Raw genomic sequence first — 24816 nt, 5'->3', positions numbered from 1 at the left:
TCTTCCTTCAATGAGAAGAAAGATACTATTAGTCTATCTAATAACTTAGACGTTATTACACCAATTTTATATGGCATGAATAAATTCATTTTGCCTTCTAAACATTTATTATATTCTCATATTCATGCTATGTATGGTGCCATCACCAACTTCCGCTCTAATATGAAGGATATACAATGACACAGCCTCCTATGCGACCGAATTTATTCCAATCTTCAGATCTTGAGTTGGTACATTTGAAGCAGCATGTTGAATCTTTCCATTTGTGGTTAGAAGAGGCTTTCAAACAAGGTGAATCTGTCATTGATCTTGTCCATACCCGTAGTGATTATCTGGATGCTCTACTCACCCGTTTATGGCAAGAATATCAATTTGATCAACAACCTTCTATGTCGTTAATTGCAGTTGGTGGCTATGGTCGACATGAGCTGCATCCTTTATCTGATATTGATATTCTTATTTTAAGTGCTGAACCATTAGCAGAAGAAATAGCTTCACGTATTGGACAATTTATTACACTGCTCTGGGATCTTAAATTTGATATTGGTCATAGCGTGCGTTCATTTTCTGAATGTATTGAAGCGGGTATGTCAGACCTTACCATTGCTACAAATCTAATCGAATCACGTCTTATTTGTGGTGATGTTGCCCTATTTTTACAGCTACAAAAAACAATTTTTAGCGATACGTTTTGGCCTTCTGAAGTCTTTTTTGCTGCTAAACTTGAAGAACAACAAGAACGGCATCAACGCTATCACAGCACCAGTTATAACTTAGAGCCAGATATTAAAAGTAGTCCGGGTGGCTTGCGAGATATCCATACATTACTCTGGGTTGGTAGACGCCATTTCGGGGCAACAAGTGTAGATGAAATGGTCAGTTTTGGTTTTTTGACCGAAGAAGAACACCAAGAACTGAAAGAGTGCCTAACATTCTTATGGCGAATTCGTTTTGCTTTGCATTTAGTGGTTAAACGCTATGATAATCGGCTGCTATTTGACCGTCAATTTAGTGTTGCTCGGCTTTTAGGCTACGAAGGTGAAAAAAATCAGCCCGTTGAGCGCATGATGAAGGATTTCTATCGTGTCACGAGGCGAGTAAGAGAACTTAATCAAATGTTACTGCAACTTTTTGATGATGCCATTTTAGCACTGAATCCTGACGAAAAACCCCGCCCATTAGATGAACAGTTTCAACTGCGTGGAACATTCATTGATGTTATTGATGATGCCTTATTTATTAAAGAACCTGCTGCTATTTTAAAAATGTTTTATTTGATGGCTCGCTATCCAAATATTACTGGCATCTATTCAACGACTTTGCGCCAATTACGTTTTGCAAGACGAAATCTTACAGCGCCTTTATGTGAAATTCCTGACGCAAGAGCGCTATTTGTTAAAATATTACGTCATCCGCGCGCCATTAAAGGTGCATTCATTCCAATGCATTTGCACAGTGTTTTAAGTGCTTACACGCCGCTTTGGGGAAATATTGTTGGGCAAATGCAATTCGATTTGTTTCATGCTTACACGGTTGATGAACATACTATTCGCGTATTACAAAAAATAGATAGCTTTACTCGGGAAGAAAATCGGCGTGAACATCCAATTTGTGTCAATGTCTATCCTAAACTACTCCATCCCGAAATCTTACGGCTTGCCGCATTATTTCATGATATTGCCAAAGGACGCTCAGGTGATCATTCCGATTTAGGGGCAGAATTTGTCTATGACTTTGCTTTACAACATAACCTGCCTCAAAGAGAAGCTGAACTGGCTTCTTGGTTAGTCAAAGTTCATTTATTAATGTCAGTGACGGCACAAAGACGAGATATTCAAGATCCTGATGTCATCAAACAATTTGCACTTGAAGTTAAAACTGTTCAACGGCTGAATTATTTAGTGTGCCTTACCGTTGCCGATATCTGTGCAACCAATAGCAGTTTATGGAATAGCTGGAAACAAAGCCTGATCCGCGAGCTATTTCTCTCTACGGAACATCAGCTTAATCAAGGGATGCAAAGTACACCTGATTTACGGGAACGCATTCGACATCACCGCCAGCAAGCACTTTCTTTACTTCGCCAGAATCCCATTGATGAATTAAAGCTAACAACATTATGGTCACGTTGTCATGCAGATTATTTTCTACGCCATACGCCATCACAGATTGCATGGCATGCAAGCCATTTATTGCAGCACAATCTTGATCAACCCTTAGTGCTTATTAGTACTCAACCCAAACATGGCGGAACTGAAATCTTTATTTGGTGTCCAGATAAACCGCATCTGTTTGCCACAGTTGCAAGTGAACTTGATAGACGGAATTTAAGTATTCATAGCGCACAAATTTTTACCAATAAAGATAATATGGCGATGGATACATTTGTTGTCTTAGAACCTAATGGCGCACCATTATCAAAAGATAGATATGAGTCTATCCGTAAAGCGCTTTTATATGCCGTACAGCAGCCTGCAATTCCATTACCTAAACCACGAACATTACCGGCAAAACTACGTCATTTTACAGTTCCGACTAAAGTTAATTTTTTACATTCGCCTCATGAACGCCGTACTTATATGGAATTGTTCGCTTTAGATCAGCCGGGTTTACTGGCTAGAGTTGGGCATATTCTTTCTCAGATGGAAATATCATTACATGGCGCACGGATCACCACAATTGGTGAAAAAGTTGAGGATTTCTTTGTTCTAACCGATAAAAATCACAAGGCTCTTGATAAAAATATGCAACAAGAGTTATCAGAAAGGTTGACAGAAGCCCTCAAATCGAAGGATAAAAGATAACTTCATGACTATTTATACAAAAAAAGGGAAAATTTATCATGCAGCACCTACAAACAATTATCGAGCAAGCTTTTGAAGATAGAGCCAATATTACACCTTCAAATGTTTCTCCTACTGTTCACCAAGCAGTAACTGAAACTATTGCTTTACTTGATAGCGGTAAATTACGCGTAGCTGAAAAAATAGCTGGCGTCTGGGTGACACATCAATGGCTGAAAAAAGCGGTGCTTCTATCATTTCGTATCCATGATAATAAAGTGATAGAAGGTGCAGAAAGCCGTTATTTTGATAAAGTTCCAATGAAATTTGCAGATTACGATCAAGCTCGCTTTGAACGTGAAGGTTTTCGTGTTGTTCCGCCAGCCGCAGTTCGCCAAGGTGCTTATATCGCGAAAAACAGTGTATTAATGCCTTCTTACGTGAATATTGGTGCTTATGTTGATGAAGGTACAATGGTAGACACTTGGGCAACTGTTGGGTCATGTGCACAAATTGGTAAAAATGTTCATTTGTCTGGTGGAGTTGGCATTGGTGGCGTGCTTGAACCATTACAGGCAAATCCAACTATTATTGAAGATAACTGCTTTATCGGTGCACGTTCAGAAGTTGTTGAAGGTGTCATTGTTGAAGAAGGTTCAGTAATTTCAATGGGCGTTTATCTGGGGCAAAGCACTAAAATTTATGACCGTGAAACAGGTGAAATTCACTACGGCCGAGTCCCCGCAGGATCTGTCGTTGTCTCTGGTAACCTTCAATCAAAAGAGGGTAGCTATAGCCTTTATTGCGCTGTTATCGTTAAGAAAGTTGATGAAAAAACGCGTGGAAAAGTCGGTATTAACGAATTATTAAGAAGCATTGATTAATTTTCATTGTAGAGCTAACGAATCTCTTTAATTATCCATTAAACTAAATGATTAACCTCTTTTTTTTGAAGAGAGGTTTGTCAATTTTCTTAATTCGCGCATAATGTCATCATTACTCTGAGCAATAAGCGAATGTATTCCCAAATAATTCAGAGTTGTATTCGCACAATATCAATATTCAATATGGTGGTTTTAAGTATTATTCCTACAACAACGATTAGGTGAATCAATATGTATGACAATCTGAAAAGTTTAGGTATTAGTAATCCCCAAGATATTGATCGTTATACCCTACGCCAAGAGGCCAATAACGACATTTTAAAGATCTATTTTCGTAAGGATAAAGGGGAGTTTTTCGCTAAAAGTGTCAAATTTAAATACCCACGCCAACGTAAAACAATTGCTGCGGATGATGGCACTAACAACTTTAAAGAAATCAATGAAATCAACTCAAACCTTCGTTATGCCATTGAAGAACTTGATCAAATTTGCCAAAATGACACAGCAGATATTGATCTGAAAAACAAAATTCTTGATGATCTACGACATCTTGAACATGTTGTTTCAAATAAAATCGCTGAAATTGAAGCTGATCTTGAAAAGCTGACTCGAAAATAATTTTTTCGAATTTCTGCACCGAAAACGATCTTTGCGGTGCAGAAAGTTAAATCAATTTAACCCATGAATTGAGCCATGATTTAGCAAACTCTTCCGGAATATCTTCTTCTATAGCATCAATAAAAAGGATGTCACCAATTCTGCTTGCTGATTGTTCGGTTAGCACTTCATCAAAACGTTTTCCAGCACCACAGAAACTGTCATAGCTACTATCACCAAGTGCAATAATGCCGTAGCGCAAATTAGGCTGATAACCAACAACATTTTGAATGTCATAAAAAAGTGGTGCAATTGTATCAGGAAAATCACCTTGACCCGTCGATGATGTAATGATTAAGGCAATAGCTTCACCATCATTATACTGCTGCCAATCGCTTAATACGGGTTCATCAAAAATAACAACTTCATGACCATTTTGCGCTAATATTTCTTGAGCTGATTCCGCTACAGCTAAAGAATTTCCATACACTGTTCCAACAAAAATACCCACTTTTGACATATTATTTTCCTTATCAATATCTCATCATTCCATCATATGCATATTCAATTCAATTGCAGCATTTTGCCAACCAAATTGGTTAACTAATGCTTGCCATGACTCATCCCAATTTGCCACTAAAGATAGCTTTTCGCCCGTAACGGGATGACTTAAAACAAGCTGACTTGCATGTAACATTAGACGAGACACACCAAAATACTGACTAACACCACGATTTTGACGTAAATCACCATGTTTGCTATCACCAATAATGGGGTGGCGAATATGAGACATATGCCTTCTTAATTGATGTTTTCGGCCCGTTTCTGGAGAAAGTTCTAGTAAACTAAAACGAGATGTAGGATAACGACCAATTTCTACAGGACATTCAACTTGTGCTATAGGCCGACAATGAGTAATACAATCTTGTAATTTAGGTTCGCGCGTTGCATGTTTATCTGCGATTTTGTCGAGTTGCTCAAGTAACGGATAATCAATGGTTTGCTGATCTTCAACATAACCACGCACGATAGCATGATATATTTTTTCAATTTGATGTTCTTCAAATTGGCCTGCAAGTACCCGAGCAATGTCACTTGATAGTGCAAATAGCAATACGCCTGATGTCGGTCTATCAAGACGATGAATGGGATAAACAAATTGACCAATTTGATCACGCAATGTTTGCATAACAAATACGGTTTCTTTACTGTCAAGCCAACTGCGATGTACCAACATACCCGCTGGCTTATTTACCGCTACAATGTATTCATCTTGATAAATAATATCTAACATTAAAAACTACCTGTTTGGTTGTGAGCTAAAAAAACTATCTAACTCACGAAGCTGGGACAATAACAACTGATACTGCCCTTCTTCATCATTTTTATACACCTCTTCAAAATAAGGTGCGACAGCAAAAGCATCAGGCAAAATGGCATTTTGCTCAATTAGCTCATATAAACGTGGGATCAAAATCCACTGTAACCATTCTAGTGCTTCCATTGTATCAAGGGAAAATGGCTCAGTACTTTCAAAAGCGTCAGGGCTTGGTGGTACTTCTTGCCAAAACGCCTTTGCCCTCATTTCTGCTTCAATATGCCCCAGTTTTTCAATTATAAGCTGTTCAATATTCATACAAAAACCTACCTAATAACATTGCCGGAAAATATACGATAAATTTACCCTAAATTCTGTCGTAAATATGGGAAATACTGCATTTTAGGAGAGACTATTCAATATGAATTGATATTATTTTTTTAGTAAAAATAATTAGTTAATCAAATAGAATGTGTATTGTTCATAATTTATCATTTTTCTACTCCCGCTATATCTCTTTTTTGAAAAGAGAATGACTGCTCTTGAAAACGTGACAAAAGGGTTAATCACTGCTTATTATTTTGGATATTAAGCGCGACTGTTGGTTCGTCAAAGATAAGAATTGGAACATTCTTTTAAATAACCCTATCAATGGAGATTCGTTGTCTTTCACCAACAGATAAACTTTTTAGTGAGGCATAAGTATTTAGTGAGCATAGTATTTATGCGAGATATAGTATTTTGCGATGAACTTCGGATAGCAGGCCATCAAGGTTAAAATTGGGGAAAGTTATACTTGTCCACTAACAAATGCTATTCAGTGCACTGAAGTTGCCAGAGTTTCGGATTAATATTGTGATGTTGCCGAAATCTTTTGGAGAAATGACTTGGGCTGGCATAGCCAACAGCAATGGCGACATCAACCACATTCATCCCTTGTTTTAAATATTCTTGAGCAGCAGTCATACGAACTTGTTCAAGGTACTGATGAAAAGTCGATGATATAATAATTTTAAAACCTTCCTTTAATTTTCGTTCATTTATACCAACTGCCTTTGAAAGTGAGCGAATTGTCCATGCTTGTTCATAGCTATTGTGTAATAACTTAATTGCACAATAAATTGCCCGTCGTTGCATACTACTCACAGCGGTATGGTCATATTCTTGCTGCGTTTTCGACATGATTAGCGCTAATATTTCAAGGGATTTAGCATATAAATAAGTTTTCCGAATTTCCCCATCCAAACTGCAATTCTCTATTTGCCGGATAATATGCACTAAATTTGGTGAGATAGGACTCGCTATCATAATCGTATCAAGATAACTGGCATTTTGTTCATAATGACGTTGTAAAGAAGAAAATGCAGGTAAATTCTTGGATTGCATTTCTGTTAAAGAATAACGAATGTCAAGAATATCGATCTCACCTTGATAGAAAGTATTACAGCCTTTTATTCCATTTGGTGAATAGAAAACAATCGCCATTCCCGGCTCAATATCCATGATACGCCCTCCTTCAACATACATTTTCCCTTTCCCTTTGAGGACGATTGAAATAGACATTGTTGGCGGACCTTCACAATATTCAGTGATATCTTTTGCCAATGTTAAAGATAGTTTATTTAGCAAAATACCATTACACAGATATTCAGTATCAATAGATTCAATCAAACTTTTTCTATTTTTTAATTTGGTCGGCTGTTGATTATTTTGATAAGCAAACAACAAATCCAGTTTTTTATAAAAAATATTATGCATAATTTTTAGTCAATATAAAGTAATGGAAATGATGCTGTATTGCTAATTTGGCAGCAAAGTAAACATTAACTGTATTTAAATTTATATGCCTTGCACATTAACATTAATGAGAATCGTTATCAATAGTTCGCATTACGCGTATTTCGTCCTTATTACGTTAGTAGAAAAATGTTAATCCAGATAAAACCTATTAGCGATATTGAATACGCCAATTTAGGGATGGCGGATCATTTTAATGGGATAACAACATAAAAGAATAATTAACATTATGACTAATATAAAAATTTCAGCACTTTATACGATGATGCTTCCACTTTTATGGAGCCAATTTACCACAGCATCTTCACCTGAAGACGATGTCATCATTGTTACTGCAAATAAGCGTTTAGAAGCGTTAAATACAGTAGATGACAGTGTTTTGATAAAAACAGGGGAAGAACTAGAACAAGCTGGTGTAACACAAGTCCAAGACCTCGAAAAAGTATTTCCGGGTTTGCAAATTCGCTCTCGTGGTAATCGAACTTACCCAGCAACGACTATTCGAGGCATTAGCTCACCAGATTTTTATTCTCCATCAGTACAAATTTACGTAGATGGTGTCCCTCAAGATCACCAATTTATGACTCAAGAACTCATCAATGTTGAACGAGTCGAATTTTTACGAGGACCACAAGGCACATTGTATGGTGGGAATGCACAAGCAGGCGTCATTAATGTCATTACACGTGATCCACAAAATAGCCCTACTATGTATTTAGCCGGCGATTACGCTACGTTAAAAAGAGATATTACAGCAAGTGGTACTGTGCCATTAATTGAAGATAAATTATATGCCACGTTAAGTGGGAGATGGATGAATGAACCCGGTCAAATTGATAATCCATTAACAGGGAAAAAGAATTTAGATTCAAGTGATACATGGACTGGGCGCGCAAAAGTTGCATATCAACCTATTGATTCACCATTAAGCGCTGATTTTAGTTTTTCTCATGAAAATCTACGTAGCCATGAAGAAGTGTATTTAACAGATCAACAGCTAAAACAGAAAAAATATGATGGAGAGACTCCATTATTAAAACGAGAAGTAAATAGTTATACCTTTAAAGCTGCTTATGATTTTGATGGTACAACCTTAACCAGTGTAACGTCTTATCAGGATAGAGATGTTCATCGTAAATATGTGGGCGGACAATGGCAAGAAAAAAGAGAGGGAGTTAATCAAGAGCTACGTTTGAATACAGAATATAAAAATGGGGCTTCGAGTTTATTCGGCACTTATTTTGCCCATGATAAAGCACATCATAATTCAGATGCGTATCCGGGATATTATGGCGCAGCTGAAAATAAAATCACACAAACCTCTTATGCTCTATTTGGTGAAGGGAAATTGCCTATTTTAAAGGATGTTGATTTAACTATAGGTAGCCGCCTATCTTATGAAAATTCAGAGATTGATTATTCAGGACGTACGGGCTATGCCGCAATAGATGCATTTGACAACAGTAGCAACAATACTATTTTTACGCCGAAAGTTGCTTTAGGTTGGCAATATACCCCAGAGACACGCTTGTATATATCTGCAACAAGAGGATATAAACCAGGCGGTTTTAATCGAATTATTAGCTCTATGGGTGATAAGAAAGCATATGATCCAGAAACGTCAGATAACTATGAACTAGGATGGCATACGTCCTTCTTTAATAAAAAAATGACGCTAGATGGTGCATTTTATTATATTCGTTCTAAAGATAAGCAAGTTTACGCCGGTGCAGTACCAATACAAGTCATTCAAAACCTCGGAAAAGCGGAAAGTAAAGGGTTAGAGCTTACAGTAAAAGCGACCCCGGTTGAAAACCTATCCCTAAGCTTAGGTGGTAGCTTTGGTAAATCAAGCTACAGCAACGCCACTGACCCTATTTCTGGCGTAGTGTACAACAACAAAAGGCTACCCTATGCACCGGATATTATGGTCAATGCAGGGATGGAATATTTATTAGAACAATCGGTATTACCGGGAAATCTTTATTTATCAACAACGGCGCGTTACTACTCAAAAAGCTATTTCGATGAACAAAACTCATTAGAACAAGGGGCTTATACGCTCTACGATGCAGCGATTTCCCTTGAAATGCCGAACGGAGTCACCGTGAAGGTATTTGGCGATAACCTGACGAATGAGAAATATCGCACATCTAGTTTTTATTTGGGATCAACACCAATTAGTATGATTAACAAAGGCATCAACGTTGGTGCTGGGGTAAGTATTTCGTTATGAACCATGTTCCTAAACAACAGCCCGTTGTACCATTTGTTTCGATAGGTGTCTTATTCATGATGTTGGGTGGTGTTTACACCATCCAAAGTAGCATCAGTATGTTGACCTTACAAAGTTTACCGGCTTTACTTCGTAGTCAAGGTATCGCAACAGACAAAATAGGTTTGGTTTATCTATTAATGTTGCCTTGGGCATTAAAATTTCTTTGGTCACCTTTTGTTGAACGCTTCCGAAAAACTGGGCATGGTGATAACCATGCCCGATTATTGCTATTAATAGGTGGTGGATTAATCACCATCCTATTTATGATTGTGGCTTATTTAGATCAAGCTCATCAAGTTGCCCCTATCTTTATTGGTTTGATATTCATTACTTTTGTACTTACGGTTGTTGATACTGCTGCTGATGGTTTTGCGATTGATAAACTGACGATTAAACAAAGGCCATGGGCCAATATGGTACAAGTTGGTGGAAGCTATTTTGGAACACTATTAGGCAGTGGGTTATTTTTATACCTGATTGCATTATATAGCTGGTGGCATGGCATCATGATGTTAGCACTTACCACCTTACTGCTTTCAGCACCAGCATGGTTTATTAAACGATCACCTCAAATAAAGCATGTATCCACAATTAACCAATCGTCAACGAATATCCCCTCTCTGAAGCAGGCAATTAAACGTCCCAGAGTTCGTCGAGCACTTATTTTAATACTTCTTTGTATGGTTGGAACGCGTATCAGCTTGGCAATGATGATGCCGTATTTAATTGATAAAGGAATCAACCTTGCTGAACTAGGAATACTTGCCGCAAGTGGCGGTGCTCTCGCAGGATTAATTGGTGTAGTAATTGGCGGACCACTCGTTCGTTATCTAGGGGCATCAATTTCATTAATCTGGATATTATTATTTGAAGCTGTACTATTCGGAGTATTTATTTATTCCTCTTGGCAAACTGTACTTCCCTTTTATTTTATCGCTAGCTTATTTGTTATTGCGTCATTAATTACAGCAATTAAGTTTGTCACGCTGTATACATTATTAATGGGATATGCGGCGGGAAAACAGCCCGGTGTTGATTTTGCATTGATGCAATCGACAGACATGATGATCGCAATAATCTGTTCAATACTGAGTGGTATTGTCGTAACTCAATGGAGTTATAGCGTGCTATTTATCATTAGTGCGACTTTTACCATTATTGCCTTTATTTATTGTTTTGTCGTTAAGATAAATAATGAAATGAATAATAGAGTTATAACTAATGAGTAAGAAAAATACTTCATCAGTTCAACCATCAGGACCATTAAAACAACTGTGGAAGTTTACTGCTCCATATACAAGAATGCGTTTTGCTACCATTATTCTGAGCCTCTGTGCAACGGGATTACAAATTGTTCCGGCATTATTTGTAGGGTTTATTGCTCAGGATTTATATATGGGTGAAACACACCAGCTGATGACATATGGAATAGCTTTACTGGCGATATCACTTCTCTCAATGCTGTGTCTTAGCGGCTCTACCTTTATCTCTCATCTCATAGCTGCCGAAGTAATGTCAGATGTTCGAGCCATAATCAGCGATAAATTATATCGAATTCCCCTTGGTTTTTTTATGGAAACCGACAGTAACCAAATCAAAAAAATGTTATTGGATGATGTGGAACAGTTAGAAGATGGTATTGCACATATTATTCCAGAAATGATTGCAGCAGTATTTACGCCATTAATCACTTTTATTCTTATGTTATTTCTAAATATTCCCTTAGCAATAGCTGCTTTTTTACCTACCTTTATGGCCGTTTCACTATTTATTTATATTCAAATTAAAACAAGTGAAATTGCTCAGCGCTTTTATGCAGCACAAGGGCAAATAAGTTCTACTTTGTTTGAAGTTATCACTGCAATTCCTGTCGTAAAAATGTTTAAAAATGGTAATGCGATATTAGTTCGAGCTGAAAAATCCTTTAATGGATTAATTGAAATAGTTGGTGAATGGTCAAATAAAGTTCAAGCTAAATCAGGTTGGTTTTTTGTTCTATCCAGCATGAATCTTTTGTTTGTATTACCACTTGCGGGTGGATTATTGCTAGCGGGTAAAATTGCTATTTTTGAATTTACCTTTTTTATTATTGCTTCATTAATTTTTAGCAATATTGCGTCATCCATGTTTGAGGTGATGACGCGTATCCAACAGCAAAGTGGTGTAGTAAGTCGTTATCATTGGTTGATGTCTCAAGCCGAATTAACCTATCCCAAAATAGGGCAAACACCAGAAAAATTTAATATTGAATTAAGTCATATCACCTTTTGCTATGAAAATAGTCATCAAGAGGCATTAAAGAATATTTCATTGAACATACCGCAAGGTAGTTCTATTGCATTAGTCGGAAGTAGTGGTTCAGGAAAATCGACAATTGCTAATTTAATCTGCCGTTTATGGGAACCTACTCAAGGGGATATTTCTGTGGGTGATATTTCTATTACGCAGATTGATGAACCCACATTTAGACAAATGGTGTCATTTGTTTCTCAGAAGATCTTTATATTCAAAGATACGATTATTAATAATATCCGTATTGCAAAGCCCACTGCCACAATTGAAGAAGTCGAATTTGCAGCTAAATTAGCACAAGCACATCAATTTATCATGAGATTACCGCAAGGCTATCATACGGTATTAAATAATGAACGAAGTTTATCCGTTGGTGAAAAACAGCGGATCGCAATAGCAGCAGCAATATTAAAAAATGCTCCTATTTTAGTTTTGGATGAAGCAACCGCATATGCAGATCCTGAATGTGAATATGAATTACAACTTGCCATGAAGGCATTATGTGTAAATAAAACCGTTATTGTTATAGCGCATCGATTATCAACAATTTGCCATTTAGATAATATTGTTGTACTCGAAGAAGGTTGCATTATAGAACAAGGAACTCATCAACAACTTCTTGATAAAAAAGGAACATACGCACGACAATGGCAAGCTTGGCAACAAGATGCTTACCAAGAGGAGAAAAATGGATGACGCTTTTTCGACTCATTAAGCAGTACTTACCAACGCTATCGGTAAAAATGTGGCAAAAAGGTGCTATTTATCGCTTAATTGATGCTTTGATGCAGTTTAGCCAGCTTATCGTTGCAATTTGGGTGATTATTTCATTTTATGGTCGACCAAATAATATGATGCCGTGGATAGCATTTGCTATTTTATTATGCATATTAATTATTCGACTATATATTGTGGCAAAAGCGGTAAAACTATTAACATTAGCTGCTTATCAACTTGGAATTAATATTCGCCGTCAATTACTCTACCATCTAGTAAGCTTACCATTAACAACCATCCAAAAAATAAAAGCAGGAAATATTGCTCGCACCTTGAGTGATGATATGCAATGGATAGAGAATCAAGCCGCTTATACATCCATACAAATAGGCTGCCAATTAGTCTTATTTCTTGCAGTTTATCTAGTGATATTTAGTTTGAATTGGATCGTAGGGTTAAGTGCATGCAGCATGTTAGTTCTAGGAGGGATATTATTTGTATTTTTCAAAAACAAGATACATAAATTACTTGAGCTGCGATCTGAGAAAATGGGTGAAATAACAGACTCAATGATCGAATATGCACAAGGTATCGCTTTTATTCGTACATCAGGTATAAATACAACGGTACAACAACGATTTGATCTGCAAATTGATAGCCTACGACAAGGATTCAGACGAAGTATTATAGCCAATACCCCTATTGTCGGTTTACTTTATATTATCATTGATTCAAGTGTTGCTATTGGCATTATAGCTTGTGCATATCAGTTTACGTCTACAGATACTGCATCAATTTTTCAAGCTATTATTATCCTACTTTTATTATTTACAACTATCATTCCACTACGTGGTGCAATTGCATTATTAAATTTATCTACGCTCGCTAATATCGGTATTGATAATATAAAACAACTCAAAAATCAGCCCAAACAGCCTTCTGGAAATAGGGTTAATGCCATTGAACATTGTGATGTTAGAGTCAACCATATTTCATATTGCTATCCCAGTTCAACAAATAACGCTTTGGAGGATATCTCCTTTTATGCACCACAAGGATCAGTTACCGCAATTGTAGGAACTAGTGGTAGTGGTAAATCAACATTAATGCATTTATTGTTAGCATTTTATACGCCAGACCAAGGTGAAATTAGTTTTGGCGGTATACCGCTAGCTAATTATCAGCTACAACGTTTTTATGACTCTGTCACTATGGTTTTTCAAGAAACGCTACTCTTTCAAGATTCAGTCGAAAATAATTTACGTATAGCAAAACCGGATGCGACAGATGCAGAGTTAGTTGACGTCACTAAGGCAGTTAATTTACATGATACAATTATGAAATTACCCTTAGGTTATCAAACTGTTTTAGGTGTTGAAGGTGGAACGCTTTCAGGAGGAGAACGCCAGCGTTTAGCAATTGCTCGCGCATTATTAAAGTCTTCACCCATTATTTTTCTTGATGAAGCAACAGCATCTCTCGACCCAGAAAATGAGAACATAATCCAACAAGCAATCAAGACACTCTCCGATAATAAAACCGTATTTATTATTGCACATAGGTTAAAAACAATTACGCAAGCAGATCAAATTTTAGTTTTAGATCAAGGTAGGTTACAAGATTGTGCAGACCATCAAACCTTATTATTACGATGTGATCTATATCGAACCCTCTGGGAACATCAAAATAAAGCCTTGAAGTGGAATTTATAGGTGATTAGTCCTGAATAGTGTCAACCTTATTTAGGACGGGTCAGAAAGATAAAAAAGCCAACCAACAAACGTTGGCTGGCTTTTTTAGTTTTTAATCAATTAGCAGCTCCTTGCAAAAACGACTTCCTGTCGCTCAACATCCTGTCATTCACAACTAATTGATTAGGCTATTATTCACAGTTAGCCATCCATGACTCTATTTTAGCCTTTAAAAATTTCTGCTCGGTCTTATCCGTTCAGTTAATTAAGAATGTCTTAAAAAGAATTATCAAACAACATAACTAAGTAAACTAAAAAAAGATGAAATATTAACCACCCATTTGTATTTATAACTTATTGAAAAATAATAGCAAATAGCAGCCTGTTAACTAAGATTTATAACAATGGAATATCTCTTAACTTATTTGTAGGTTATTTCCTACAAATATTATCGTCATTATCTTACTTAACCATTTCAACTATAGGTGATAATTGTTGTAAAAACTCGACAAGATTGGCTGATAAAACAGTTCGTTCCTGACTACCAAATTTTTCTAAAACAACATTTCCCGTCAAATTACATAAAGAAACCATTTCTAAATCAGAATCAAGTGTCGCGATAAATAATGTTGGAGATAATTTTAAACGCTTTTGTGTGACTAAATGGCCAATCAAATTTTCCTGTAAACGAATAAAATCCTCGTCATTCCATACCTGAACCAAACTGACAACCAACGAGCCAAACTGAGCTTTCATATCACCAGCCAGTTGAGTTGTATAAAAAGGATGAATAGATGGCTGTAATTCAATATCAAGTGCAGCTGCTACTCGGCTAAGATCTTTATCTTTTCCATTAAAAGGCTGAGGTTCCCAATAAACCCAATTTTCACCCGTCCTAACAATACAAGGTGATGGAACGCCGTAAAGATCGATTGAAGCTGGCGGAAGCCCTGTTTCAGTTTTCCATTGGGTAACATATTGTTGCGTAAAATCGCTAAGTGCTTCAGACACTGTCATATTTATCATAATTTAGTCGTTTAGATTCATTTTAATTGAAATGCGGTAATCCCACTGATAAGTGATATTATGTCAGAAGTTAAGAAATGAATGAAATGATCTCATTTTATCCAGATCGCTGAAAATTTTAGTACAAGGATCAATATGTCACATTACCAAAATAACCCTGCTCTCGATAACCTAACTTTAGGGAAGAAAACAGCCTATCATGACCAATATGATCCTAATTTACTTCAAGCTGTACCTCGTAGCCTAAATAGAACGCCCCTCAATATTGATGCACAAGATCTCCCTTTCCATGGTGCTGATATTTGGACTCTATATGAAATTTCATGGCTGAATAAAAAAGGGGTACCGCAAGTTGCGATTGGCTCCGTTAGCATTGATGCTCAAAGCGAAAATTTAGTTGAATCAAAAAGTTTTAAACTTTATCTCAATAGTTTTAATCAAACTCGCTATGAAACTTGGGAAAATGTGCGCAGTACACTCGAAAATGATCTTGCCCGCTGTGCTAATGGGAAAGTTAGCGTTAAACTCCATAAGTTAAATGAATTTTCTCAACAAATGATTCAACCATTTGATGGAATATGTCTTGATGATCAAGATATAGAGATCGATAACTATGAATTTAGCCGTGACTATCTGGTAAATAGCACGGAAGCTGACATTGTTGAAGAAACACTTGTCAGCCATTTACTAAAGTCAAATTGCTTAATAACCAACCAGCCTGATTGGGGCTCAGTACAAATTCATTACAGTGGACCGAAAATAAACCGTGAAGCATTACTGCGCTATTTAGTCTCTTTCCGTCACCATAATGAATTTCACGAGCAGTGTGTTGAACGCATTTTTAATGACATAACACAGTTATGCCAACCAGAAAAATTGACTGTTTATGCGCGATATACTCGCCGCGGCGGGCTTGATATTAACCCATGGCGCAGCAATACACATTTTATACCTGAAATTGGTCGGTTAGCTCGACAGTAAAACAGCTTTCATCTTTATGAACACATTTTGTACCTAAAACAATTTAAGTTGTATCAACATTGTCAGTCACCTATTTAGGTAGTTAATATATTAATATCGATACAATTTTAAAAATGGTAGGTATATTGTAATAAACAAATCAAGATCCCTTTGGGATAAAGGAGTGTTACTTGATTACTCATATCAGTCCATTAGGATCCATGGATCTATTGTCTCAGCTTGAAGTTGATATGCTAAAGCGTACGGCAAGTAGCCACTTATATCGACTTTTCCGCAACTGCTCACTTGCCGTATTAAATTCAGGCAGTTTAACGGACAATAGTAAAGATCTGCTGGATAAACATAAAGATTTTGATATCAATGTATTACGCCGTGAACGCGGTGTTAAATTAGAACTCATCAACCCGCCAAAAGATGCCTTTGTCGATGGACACATGATCCGCTCGATACAAGCTAATCTCTTTGCTGTGCTTAGAGATATTCTGTTTGTTCATGCTCAAATTATCAATGCAGAACAAAAATTGCATATTGATCTCGAAAATAGTGCCAATCTGACCAACATCATTTTCTCTATTTTGCGTAATGCTCGCGCTTTGCATCTGGATGAAGATCCAAGCATGATTGTTTGCTGGGGGGGTCACTCAATAAATGAAAATGAATATCTTTATGGCCGTAAAGTCGGTAACGAATTAGGGCTAAGAGAGCTGAATATTTGTACGGGCTGTGGTCCCGGCGCTATGGAAGCACCAATGAAAGGCGCTGCTGTTGGTCATGCACAACAACGTTATAAAAATAGCCGTTTTATTGGTCTAACAGAACCTTCAATCATTGCCGCTGAACCCCCTAATCCGCTGGTCAATGAACTAATTATCATGCCTGATATCGAAAAACGCCTTGAGGCATTTGTACGATTAGCACATGGTATTATTATTTTCCCTGGTGGTGTTGGTACCGCAGAAGAATTACTCTATCTTCTGGGCATTTTGATGGCGCCTGAAAATAGTGAACAGGTTCTTCCATTAATCCTTACTGGACCTAAAGAAAGTGCTGAATATTTTACAGTGCTTGATGACTTTATCCGTCATACATTAGGTGAAGAAGCTTGTAAGCATTATCAAATTATTATTGATGACCCACAAGAAGTGGCGCGTGTAATGAAAAAATATATGCCACTAGTCAAAGATAATCGCCGCAGTACGGGTGATGCTTATAGTTTCAACTGGTCAATCAAAATTAATTCTGAATTACAGCATCCTTTTGAGCCAACACATCAAAATATGGCATCACTGGATTTGCATCAAGGACAGTCACCAGAAAAACTCGCGTCCGATTTACGCCGAGCTTTCTCTGGAATTGTTGCGGGTAACGTAAAAGAAGTCGGCATGAAAGCCATTGAACAATATGGACCATTTAAAATTCATGGTGATAAAGAGATCATGCAACGAATGGATAGCTTATTGCGTGGATTTGTAAGCCAACATCGTATGAAGCTCCCGGGTGGAACTGCCTATGAGCCATGCTATGAAATAGTGAAATAACTAACTGAGGCCAAGGATGGCATATATTTTATGATCCATTTACTGATTATTGATGCACTTAATTTAATTCGCCGTATTCATGCCGTGCAAGGTAGCCCTTGCGCTGATACCTGTTTATCTGCAATTTCTCAGCTCATCACACATACAGCACCCACTCATATTGTGGCAGTATTTGATGAGGAAGGCCGACACCATAGCTGGCGCCATGAAAAATTACCTGACTATAAAGCGGGTCGTCAGCCAATGCCTGAAAATTTACAAACTGAATTACCTGCATTGAAATCTAAGTTTGAAGCTAAAGGAATACATTGCTGGCAATCTCAAGGTGATGAGGCGGATGATCTTGCGGCAACTTTAGCCAAGAAAATTACAGATGCAGGACACATGGTCACCATCGTCTCTACGGATAAAGGCTATTGTCAGCTGCTATCTCCTGCTCTTCGTATCCGCGACTATTTTCAAAAGCGTTGGCTTGATGTGCCCTTCATCCAAGAAGAGTTTGGTGTAAATCCGCAGCAATTACCTGATTATTGGGGACTTGCAGGTATTAGCAGCAGTAAAATTCCCGGCGTGACGGGAATTGGCGCTAAAAGTGCCACTCAACTTCTCCAGCAATTTAATTCACTCGAAGATCTATTTGCCAATTTAGATAATCTCGATGAAAAATGGCAGAAAAAGCTTAGTGGACAATTAGAAATTGCTTTACTTTGTCGTGAAATTGCCACATTGAAGACAGATATTCAGCTACAAGGAAATTTAAACCAACTCCGTTTTAATCAAACAAAATAAGCTTATTATTATTTCATCACTCAATTAAATGTTTCTAGCCATAGCCAATCTTTCGTCATTACATATCTGTAACCAATATTTTAATGTCTGCTGGATCATTTTGACTTGATCACCAATTCGATTAATTTCTTCAGCTTCCTCCTCAGTTAAATTTCGAGGAGGAAATTCATTAAATATTTTTTCTAAATACTGATAATCTATTCCATAACCAGGAAAGGTCCACCAGCGTTGTCCTGACCCTACGCCATCTTTTCCATTACCTTTCCACTCTACAACATCTGACGTTTCAGCAATTATCCAATCAACCATCTTCCCATCAATACCAGCAATGTCTTTTATCGTGGATAAATCGGATACGAGGATCTTGTTAAAATCGTCAGCACTTAGGTCACCTTTCAAGCTTAATGTACTAATAATAGAAAGCTTAAAGAATGGACTCACATCATGGCTCTGCCCTGTAATGGGTGGAATATTTTTATTCCCTACAAACCCATCCATAAATCCATCGGGATTAGTCCAAAAATTAGCTGCAAACGATCTTTGATACGCCATAAATTCATTTTTATGGTTTTTCTCTATTGTATTCGCGATGCTATATGCAAGAGAATTTGGATCATCTTTTAAAGCTAATTGATAAATATCCAACATAAATTTTTCAAGATCTTTTGGAGTCATTTGCGTCATTGGAGCATGAGTTCCAGAACCAGCATCTTCCAAGAAATATCCTGCAACTTTTTTCATGCTATCTGGTAATTTTCCACGCAGCATCATATCGATAACAATAATTTGTATTAAATCTTCAAATTTCGTGCTCGAGACATTTCCAGCAAATATACTCTCAGACATCATTTTTAACATAGGAGCTAATACTGATTTTCCTCCTACTGTCCAAGCATAAATAGACTCCAATTGTAAGGTATATTTATTAATACTATCTTTAAGGATTAAAGTGATAGCCAGTTCTGAATCTACATTTTGACCTAACATTTGAAGTGTGACTTGTTTTTGATGATTAGCAACAGATAATAATGTTTCCATAGCCAGACTAGGTTTACCTAAATCATTTTTACTATGGAGTAAATTATCAATTGTATTAGCTATTTTTAATTGTGGGTTAAGATTTTTTATTTCTTCATCTTTTTTAATTTTATCATCAGAAAAAAAATCTGACGAACCAATATTAATATTATATATATTCACATTATTCATCCTTATTAAATTACCATTTCAACCAACTATCATGATTCAGTTAATATTTCGCTCTCCAATAATTATCAATAGATTAACAATTAATGATAATCAATACCTATAGTTACATATTTATTTTATTAAGATAAATGAAAAATAATGAAATTATATTACCAACATGAAATATTATAATTTATATTTCAAACATAACATTTCACAATATTTCACTGAAATATATTTATTGCGATTAAAATAAAACAATAAGACTTAGAAAATCACTTAATATCTCTATTAAATTCAAAATTAGTGAAAATAATTAAAATAAACAGCATCACATAACAAATATCTCATTACTATTTATTTTACTAGCAAATATACTAAAAATGAAAATGCACCTTAATTGCTTATAATATTGCGATTAAGGTGCAGCTTTATCTTTACTATAATATTTTAGAAAATTCAATCACGCTTAGGAATACCAGCAGCCCAGATCCTTTGTACGTGAACAGTGACTTCTTCGCGATCGTGGTAAAGCTGTTTTGCCTGAATACGCACATTAATGCCTTGCTCTTTTAATTGAACCTGCATTTTATTGAGAATATGTGACACTTCTTCATAGCGCTTTTTCATTGGCAATTTTAAGTTAAAAATAGCTTCTCTACACCAACCATTGAGCAACCATTCCGTCATTAAAGCAGCCACTTTCGCAGGCTTTTCAACCATATCACAAACAAGCCAAGTGATATTATTAGAGGTTGGCTGAAATTTGAATCCATCTACGCGATGGTGCCTAACCTGCCCTGTTTCCATTAAACTTTCGGCCATTGGGCCATTATCAACCGCATGTACCATCATACTGCGTTTCACTAATTGGTATGTCCAGCCGCCAGGACAAGCGCCTAAATCAACTGCATTCATTCCGCTATCTAATCTTTCATCCCATTCATCATAAGGAATGAAGACATGGAAGGCTTCTTCTAATTTCAGCGTTGATCGGCTTGGCGCATCAGATGGGAATTTTAAACGCGGTATTCCCATATAAAAAGGTGAACTGTTGTGACTATACGAATAACCGGTATAACAGCAACCTGATGCAATAAAGAACACATGGATAACGGGGCGTTTAAGATTTTCTTTAGCTAATAAGATTTTTTCTTGTCTTAGTGCATTACGCAAAGGTACCGTAAATTTACGGCAGAATTTCAGTAATTCTTTACTTTCATTGGTGTCAGCAACTTCAACACGAAGGTCGCCAGCTCCCTCAATTTGTTGACTTAGAGCATTAACAATTGGCGTAATACGATCTTCTGGAGGTAAATCTTTAAGTAATTCACCAACCACTATCATTTGACGAGCAAAAATTAATTCTCGAAATGGTAATTCACGTGCCAATTTATCTGCATCTTCTGCTTGATAACATTCGAAGATAACATAACCACTATTTTCTTTGACTCGGGCAAAACCAAAGACATTTTTCTGGCTTGCCTTATCTGTTATTTCTGCCGCACACTCTTTTTCGAAGCCTGGACGGCAATATAATGCAATTTTATTACTCATGGCGTAACGCCGGTTTCCTTAGACGCATAGCGCCGATAACGACCAACAGCCAGCCAATAAGAAAACAAACTCCTCCTATTGGCGTAAAATAGGAAAAGTATTTTACCTGTAACAGCGCCATACAATAAAGGCTACCACTAAAAAGAAGTATGCCTACTGCAAAAAAAACACCGCACCAATAAAACCACAAAATGACTTTACGCATCAAAATTGCACCAATCACCATTAAAGCGACGGTATGTAACATTTGATAACGCAATCCAATTTGAATCCATTCCATCTGGTGGGCACTCATGACGGATGAAAGTGCATGAGAACCAATGGCACCGAAGGCGACAGTAAAGAACCCGCTAATGCCTGCAAAAATTAATATCAAACGACTATTCACAGTAACACCTTTTTATTAATTATCTTTTAAACCATCTGAGCTACATGTGTGTAATAAATTAAGCTGCTTAGTAATACCACAAATCAGACAGCCCGATATTTTCCTCTATTTTTAACATCGACTCTATAGTAAGTAGCATATATCTTCATCATTTTACTTATTTCCATTCATTATGGGATATTTATTATGGCGAAAAAGTGTGTAGAGCTAGGCCACTTGCGCCCTATTTCTCTTATGTTCTTCCGTAACGCCATTCCAATGAATCAAATCAATAAACCAAATCTACATTAAATATAGACGCAAAATAATTAAACAGCGGAAAAAATCTATCAAATGACTATTGAATAAGTACAGTGTCTTGTTCACCAGTGATAAAACCTAACTTTTCTTGCTCACTGGCGGCTTGAGCTAATATCCATTGACGAAATGCAGCTATTTTACCTAAATCAGCCTGATTTTCCTGACAAACGAGGAAAAAGGCATTTTTACTAATCAAGACTTCATTAAAAGGACAAACTAATCTGCCTGCATCAATTTCATTTTTTGCCATCACATTATTTGTTAATGCAACGCCTTGTCCATGAACTGCCGCCTGTATGACCATAGCACTATGACTAAAAATCGGCCCTTGTTGAACATTGACCACATTTTGTAATTCTAATTGGCGAATATAAGCTTGCCAATCCCGCCGAGACGAATCATGCAATAAAGTATGATTGACTAAATCTTCAGGTTGTTTTAATTGGTGCTTACCTGTTAATAAAGCAGGAGAACATACAGGCATTAAATATTCAGCATACAATCGATCTGTTCTTAGGCCCGGCCAATGACCTTTACCATAAAAGATAGCCACATCAACATCATCAGCTAATTTATCTTCTTCTCTATCTACCGCTTGAATGCGCACATCAATACCAGGATATGCTTGATTAAAACTAGAAAGGCGCGGTACTAGCCATTGAATGGCAAAACTAGGTGACAAACTAACCGTTAATGCGCCTTTGGCACTGCGCGCTTGCAGTTTTCTTGTCGCCTCATTAATAGAAGAAAAAATTTCTTTAATGTCAAGATAATAACTTTGTCCATCTTCTGTTAATAATAAAGAACGATTACGGCGGCGAAATAATTTTAGCCCAAGAAAGTCTTCTAAGCTTTTCATTTGATGGCTTACAGCAGCCTGAGTCACAAACAGCTCTTCAGCTGCTTTAGTAAAACTTAAGTGGCGAGCTGCGGCATCAAATACCCTTAGTGCATTAAGGGGGGGTAATCTTTTAGACATAATTAAGTCAACTCAGCATAATTCTATGCATTAGTTTTTTTCATCCGAAGCATTATAAATTGTCCCTTGAGGAGACACCAGTAAATACCTATAGTATGCACACTTCCTAAGCCGGAACGAAAAGTTACAGAGTTTAGTTATTTTGGAACTTTTGGCTTTGTGGTTGTGATGTTGTGTTTGCAAGTTGTCTGGAAACACCAGACTTTGTAGCTTTTGCTACTATTTTCACTTCCTGTACATTTACCCTGTCTGTCCATAGTGATTTTTGTTATGCACCGCCTAATACGCGGTGCTTTTTTTATCACCTAAATTCAAGTGATCAAAAAATCAAAACAGTTGCATTATGTGAAAAAACACATAATCATTCTCAAATATCAGGCTAATTTATTGCAATAGCTAAGGTAAAATGTAGCATCATCTATAGCAAGTAATTGAGAATATCATTAATTACTATCAATACAAATAAAACAACCATTCATTAAAATAAAGAACATATAATGCAATCATTTTCTGCGGAACAGTTTCGCCAACAATTTCCAGCCATCAATAGCGAGACGATTTTTCTTGATAGCGCAGCTACAGCGCTTAAGCCTATCACAATGATCCAAGCTTCTGATGATTATTATCGCCACTCAGGAAGCTCTGTTTATCGCGGACAATCGCCAGAAGCGCTACGTATTACTCAAAATTATGAGCAAGGGCGTGTTCGGGCGGCTAAATTAATTAATGCAAAAAGTGAAAATGACATTATTTGGACTCGCGGAACAACTGAATCAATCAATTTCATTGCACAAAGTTATTTTAGAAACCAATTAAAGCCTAATGATGAAATTATTGTCAGTGAATTAGAACATCACTCTAATTTACTTCCTTGGATGATCTTAGCTCAACAAACGGGGGCTAAGATTGTTAAATGGCCTGTAAATAATGAATATTGCTTAGATATTAATACACTAAAAACACTGCTTAATTCTCAAACTAAAGTGGTTGCAGTTACCCAAATGTCAAATGTGACTGGACTACAACCCAATATAGCTGAAATGACTCAGCTTGCCCATAATATGGGGGCTCTTGTGGTGATTGATGGAGCACAGGGCATTGTTCATTCACCAATTGATGTAACAACGGCAGATATTGATTTTTATGCATTTTCTGCACATAAGCTTTATGGGCCAACTGGCCTTGGTGTGTGCTACGGGAAACCCGAATTACTTGCCAAGATGTCTTTATGGCATGGTGGTGGAAAAATGCTAACAGAGGTTAATTTTGAGGAATTTACGCCAGCACCAATTCCTCATTGCTTTGAGGCTGGTACACCCAATATTGCTGGAGTTATCGCCTTTTCTGCAACATTAGATTGGTTAGCAAATTTTAATTTAGCTAGCGCAGAAAATTATAGCTGTGCTTTAATTAATTATGCTCACGAGCAACTCGAGCAAATTCCTGGTTATATTCGTTACAGTCAGGCTAATTCATCACTTCTTTCATTTAACTTTAGTAACATTCATCATAGCGATTTAGGACTTCTATTGACTGAACAGAAAATTGCATTACGCTATGGTCAGCACTGTGCACAACCATTAATGGGTGCAATTGGTACTCAAGGTTGCTTACGTATTTCTGCAATGCCCTATAATAACTTACTCGACATGGATAAGTTTATAAACGCAGTCAAATTTGCACTTTCGATACTGAATGATAAATAAGGTAAAT

General features: G+C 36.8%; 20 protein-coding genes. 11 read left to right on the top strand and 9 right to left on the bottom strand.

Annotated elements, in window-relative coordinates:
• Positions 1-176 precede the first annotated feature (176 nt).
• The 3 genes from glnD to OO7_RS04910 all read left to right on the top strand — a co-directional run bounded on the left by glnD (position 177) and on the right by OO7_RS04910 (position 4285).
• Complete coding sequence (glnD, locus tag OO7_RS04920) at positions 177-2804, top strand: bifunctional uridylyltransferase/uridylyl-removing protein GlnD (RefSeq protein ID WP_008914865.1); 2628 nt, start codon at positions 177-179, stop codon at positions 2802-2804.
• Positions 2805-2842: 38 nt separating this feature from the next.
• Positions 2843-3667 carry a 2,3,4,5-tetrahydropyridine-2,6-dicarboxylate N-succinyltransferase gene (gene dapD / locus OO7_RS04915; protein ID WP_008914864.1) on the top strand — a complete coding sequence of 275 codons (825 nt, stop codon included), beginning with the start codon at positions 2843-2845 and terminating at the stop codon, positions 3665-3667.
• Between the two features lie 231 nt (positions 3668-3898).
• Complete coding sequence (locus tag OO7_RS04910; protein WP_008914863.1) at positions 3899-4285, top strand: DUF3461 family protein; 387 nt, start codon at positions 3899-3901, stop codon at positions 4283-4285.
• Positions 4286-4331: 46 nt separating this feature from the next.
• Here OO7_RS04910 and OO7_RS04905 read toward each other — a convergent pair whose 3' ends face one another.
• From OO7_RS04905 to OO7_RS04890, 4 genes are all read right to left on the bottom strand, one after another.
• On the bottom strand, positions 4332-4784 hold the full coding sequence (locus tag OO7_RS04905) for a flavodoxin (RefSeq protein ID WP_008914862.1): 453 nt from the start codon (positions 4782-4784) through the stop codon (positions 4332-4334).
• 24 nt (positions 4785-4808) lie between these two features.
• On the bottom strand, positions 4809-5558 hold the full coding sequence (truC, locus tag OO7_RS04900; RefSeq protein ID WP_008914861.1) for a tRNA pseudouridine(65) synthase TruC: 750 nt from the start codon (positions 5556-5558) through the stop codon (positions 4809-4811).
• A gap of 6 nt (positions 5559-5564) precedes the next feature.
• On the bottom strand, positions 5565-5900 hold the full coding sequence (locus OO7_RS04895; protein ID WP_008914860.1) for a YqcC family protein: 336 nt from the start codon (positions 5898-5900) through the stop codon (positions 5565-5567).
• A gap of 495 nt (positions 5901-6395) precedes the next feature.
• Positions 6396-7340 carry a helix-turn-helix transcriptional regulator gene (locus OO7_RS04890; protein ID WP_008914859.1) on the bottom strand — a complete coding sequence of 315 codons (945 nt, stop codon included), beginning with the start codon at positions 7338-7340 and terminating at the stop codon, positions 6396-6398.
• A 268-nt stretch (positions 7341-7608) separates the two neighbouring features.
• Between OO7_RS04890 and OO7_RS04885 the strand changes: the two genes are divergently transcribed.
• The 4 genes from OO7_RS04885 to OO7_RS04870 are packed head-to-tail and all read left to right on the top strand — an operon-like array spanning position 7609 to position 14378.
• Entirely contained in the window at positions 7609-9615 is a 2007-nt protein-coding gene (locus OO7_RS04885) for a TonB-dependent receptor (RefSeq protein WP_008914858.1), read from the top strand.
• Positions 9612-10886 (top strand): MFS transporter, encoded by a 1275-nt coding sequence (locus OO7_RS04880; protein WP_008914857.1) that lies wholly within the window; start codon positions 9612-9614, stop codon positions 10884-10886. The genes OO7_RS04885 and OO7_RS04880 overlap by 4 nt, the downstream gene beginning before the upstream one ends.
• Complete coding sequence (locus OO7_RS04875; RefSeq protein WP_008914856.1) at positions 10879-12645, top strand: ABC transporter ATP-binding protein; 1767 nt, start codon at positions 10879-10881, stop codon at positions 12643-12645. Before OO7_RS04880 ends, OO7_RS04875 begins: the two co-directional genes overlap by 8 nt.
• Positions 12642-14378 (top strand): ABC transporter ATP-binding protein, encoded by a 1737-nt coding sequence (locus OO7_RS04870; RefSeq protein ID WP_008914855.1) that lies wholly within the window; start codon positions 12642-12644, stop codon positions 14376-14378. The genes OO7_RS04875 and OO7_RS04870 overlap by 4 nt, the downstream gene beginning before the upstream one ends.
• Positions 14379-14819: 441 nt before the next feature.
• Here OO7_RS04870 and syd read toward each other — a convergent pair whose 3' ends face one another.
• Complete coding sequence (gene syd, locus OO7_RS04865; RefSeq protein WP_043892807.1) at positions 14820-15380, bottom strand: SecY-interacting protein; 561 nt, start codon at positions 15378-15380, stop codon at positions 14820-14822.
• Between the two features lie 138 nt (positions 15381-15518).
• Between syd and queF the strand changes: the two genes are divergently transcribed.
• The 3 genes from queF (at position 15519) to xni (ending at position 18691) form a co-directional block, all read left to right on the top strand.
• Positions 15519-16364, top strand: a complete 846-nt coding sequence (queF, locus tag OO7_RS04860) for an NADPH-dependent 7-cyano-7-deazaguanine reductase QueF (RefSeq protein WP_008914853.1) — start codon at positions 15519-15521, stop codon at positions 16362-16364.
• A gap of 170 nt (positions 16365-16534) precedes the next feature.
• The gene (gene ppnN, locus OO7_RS04855; RefSeq protein WP_008914852.1) at positions 16535-17902 is read left to right on the top strand and encodes a nucleotide 5'-monophosphate nucleosidase PpnN; all 1368 of its coding nucleotides are present in this window, start codon (positions 16535-16537) and stop codon (positions 17900-17902) included.
• 30 nt (positions 17903-17932) lie between these two features.
• Entirely contained in the window at positions 17933-18691 is a 759-nt protein-coding gene (xni, locus tag OO7_RS04850; RefSeq protein WP_008914851.1) for a flap endonuclease Xni, read from the top strand.
• A gap of 24 nt (positions 18692-18715) precedes the next feature.
• On the opposite strand, the gene OO7_RS04845 is transcribed toward xni, so the two are convergent.
• The 4 genes from OO7_RS04845 to OO7_RS04830 form a co-directional block, all read right to left on the bottom strand.
• The gene (locus tag OO7_RS04845) at positions 18716-19891 is read right to left on the bottom strand and encodes a hypothetical protein (protein WP_008914850.1); all 1176 of its coding nucleotides are present in this window, start codon (positions 19889-19891) and stop codon (positions 18716-18718) included.
• A gap of 447 nt (positions 19892-20338) precedes the next feature.
• Positions 20339-21436 carry a 23S rRNA (cytidine(2498)-2'-O)-methyltransferase RlmM gene (rlmM, locus tag OO7_RS04840; RefSeq protein WP_008914849.1) on the bottom strand — a complete coding sequence of 366 codons (1098 nt, stop codon included), beginning with the start codon at positions 21434-21436 and terminating at the stop codon, positions 20339-20341.
• A complete protein-coding gene (locus tag OO7_RS04835; RefSeq protein WP_008914848.1) occupies positions 21429-21824 on the bottom strand; it encodes a DUF423 domain-containing protein in 396 nt (131 codons plus the stop codon). Before OO7_RS04835 ends, rlmM begins: the two co-directional genes overlap by 8 nt.
• Before the next feature lie 337 nt (positions 21825-22161).
• Positions 22162-23103 (bottom strand): transcriptional regulator GcvA, encoded by a 942-nt coding sequence (locus tag OO7_RS04830; RefSeq protein ID WP_008914847.1) that lies wholly within the window; start codon positions 23101-23103, stop codon positions 22162-22164.
• 497 nt (positions 23104-23600) lie between these two features.
• Between OO7_RS04830 and csdA the strand changes: the two genes are divergently transcribed.
• On the top strand, positions 23601-24809 hold the full coding sequence (gene csdA, locus OO7_RS04825) for a cysteine desulfurase CsdA (RefSeq protein WP_008914846.1): 1209 nt from the start codon (positions 23601-23603) through the stop codon (positions 24807-24809).
• Positions 24810-24816 lie beyond the last annotated feature (7 nt).

It is taken from the genome of Providencia sneebia DSM 19967, from assembly GCF_000314895.2.
GTDB classification, from domain to species: Bacteria; Pseudomonadota; Gammaproteobacteria; order Enterobacterales; family Enterobacteriaceae; genus Providencia; species Providencia sneebia.
This window is presented reverse-complemented; position numbering and strand designations above follow the sequence as displayed.

Coding starts and splice junctions, on each gene's coding strand:
- glnD (WP_008914865.1), top strand. CDS start 177: ATGACACAGCCTCCTATGCGACCGAATTTATTCCAATCTTCAGATCTT.
- dapD (WP_008914864.1), top strand. CDS start 2,843: ATGCAGCACCTACAAACAATTATCGAGCAAGCTTTTGAAGATAGAGCC.
- OO7_RS04910 (WP_008914863.1), top strand. CDS start 3,899: ATGTATGACAATCTGAAAAGTTTAGGTATTAGTAATCCCCAAGATATT.
- OO7_RS04905 (WP_008914862.1), bottom strand. CDS start 4,784: ATGTCAAAAGTGGGTATTTTTGTTGGAACAGTGTATGGAAATTCTTTA.
- truC (WP_008914861.1), bottom strand. CDS start 5,558: ATGTTAGATATTATTTATCAAGATGAATACATTGTAGCGGTAAATAAG.
- OO7_RS04895 (WP_008914860.1), bottom strand. CDS start 5,900: ATGAATATTGAACAGCTTATAATTGAAAAACTGGGGCATATTGAAGCA.
- OO7_RS04890 (WP_008914859.1), bottom strand. CDS start 7,340: ATGCATAATATTTTTTATAAAAAACTGGATTTGTTGTTTGCTTATCAA.
- OO7_RS04885 (WP_008914858.1), top strand. CDS start 7,609: ATGACTAATATAAAAATTTCAGCACTTTATACGATGATGCTTCCACTT.
- OO7_RS04880 (WP_008914857.1), top strand. CDS start 9,612: ATGAACCATGTTCCTAAACAACAGCCCGTTGTACCATTTGTTTCGATA.
- OO7_RS04875 (WP_008914856.1), top strand. CDS start 10,879: ATGAGTAAGAAAAATACTTCATCAGTTCAACCATCAGGACCATTAAAA.
- OO7_RS04870 (WP_008914855.1), top strand. CDS start 12,642: ATGACGCTTTTTCGACTCATTAAGCAGTACTTACCAACGCTATCGGTA.
- queF (WP_008914853.1), top strand. CDS start 15,519: ATGTCACATTACCAAAATAACCCTGCTCTCGATAACCTAACTTTAGGG.
- xni (WP_008914851.1), top strand. CDS start 17,933: ATGATCCATTTACTGATTATTGATGCACTTAATTTAATTCGCCGTATT.
- rlmM (WP_008914849.1), bottom strand. CDS start 21,436: ATGAGTAATAAAATTGCATTATATTGCCGTCCAGGCTTCGAAAAAGAG.
- OO7_RS04830 (WP_008914847.1), bottom strand. CDS start 23,103: ATGTCTAAAAGATTACCCCCCCTTAATGCACTAAGGGTATTTGATGCC.
- csdA (WP_008914846.1), top strand. CDS start 23,601: ATGCAATCATTTTCTGCGGAACAGTTTCGCCAACAATTTCCAGCCATC.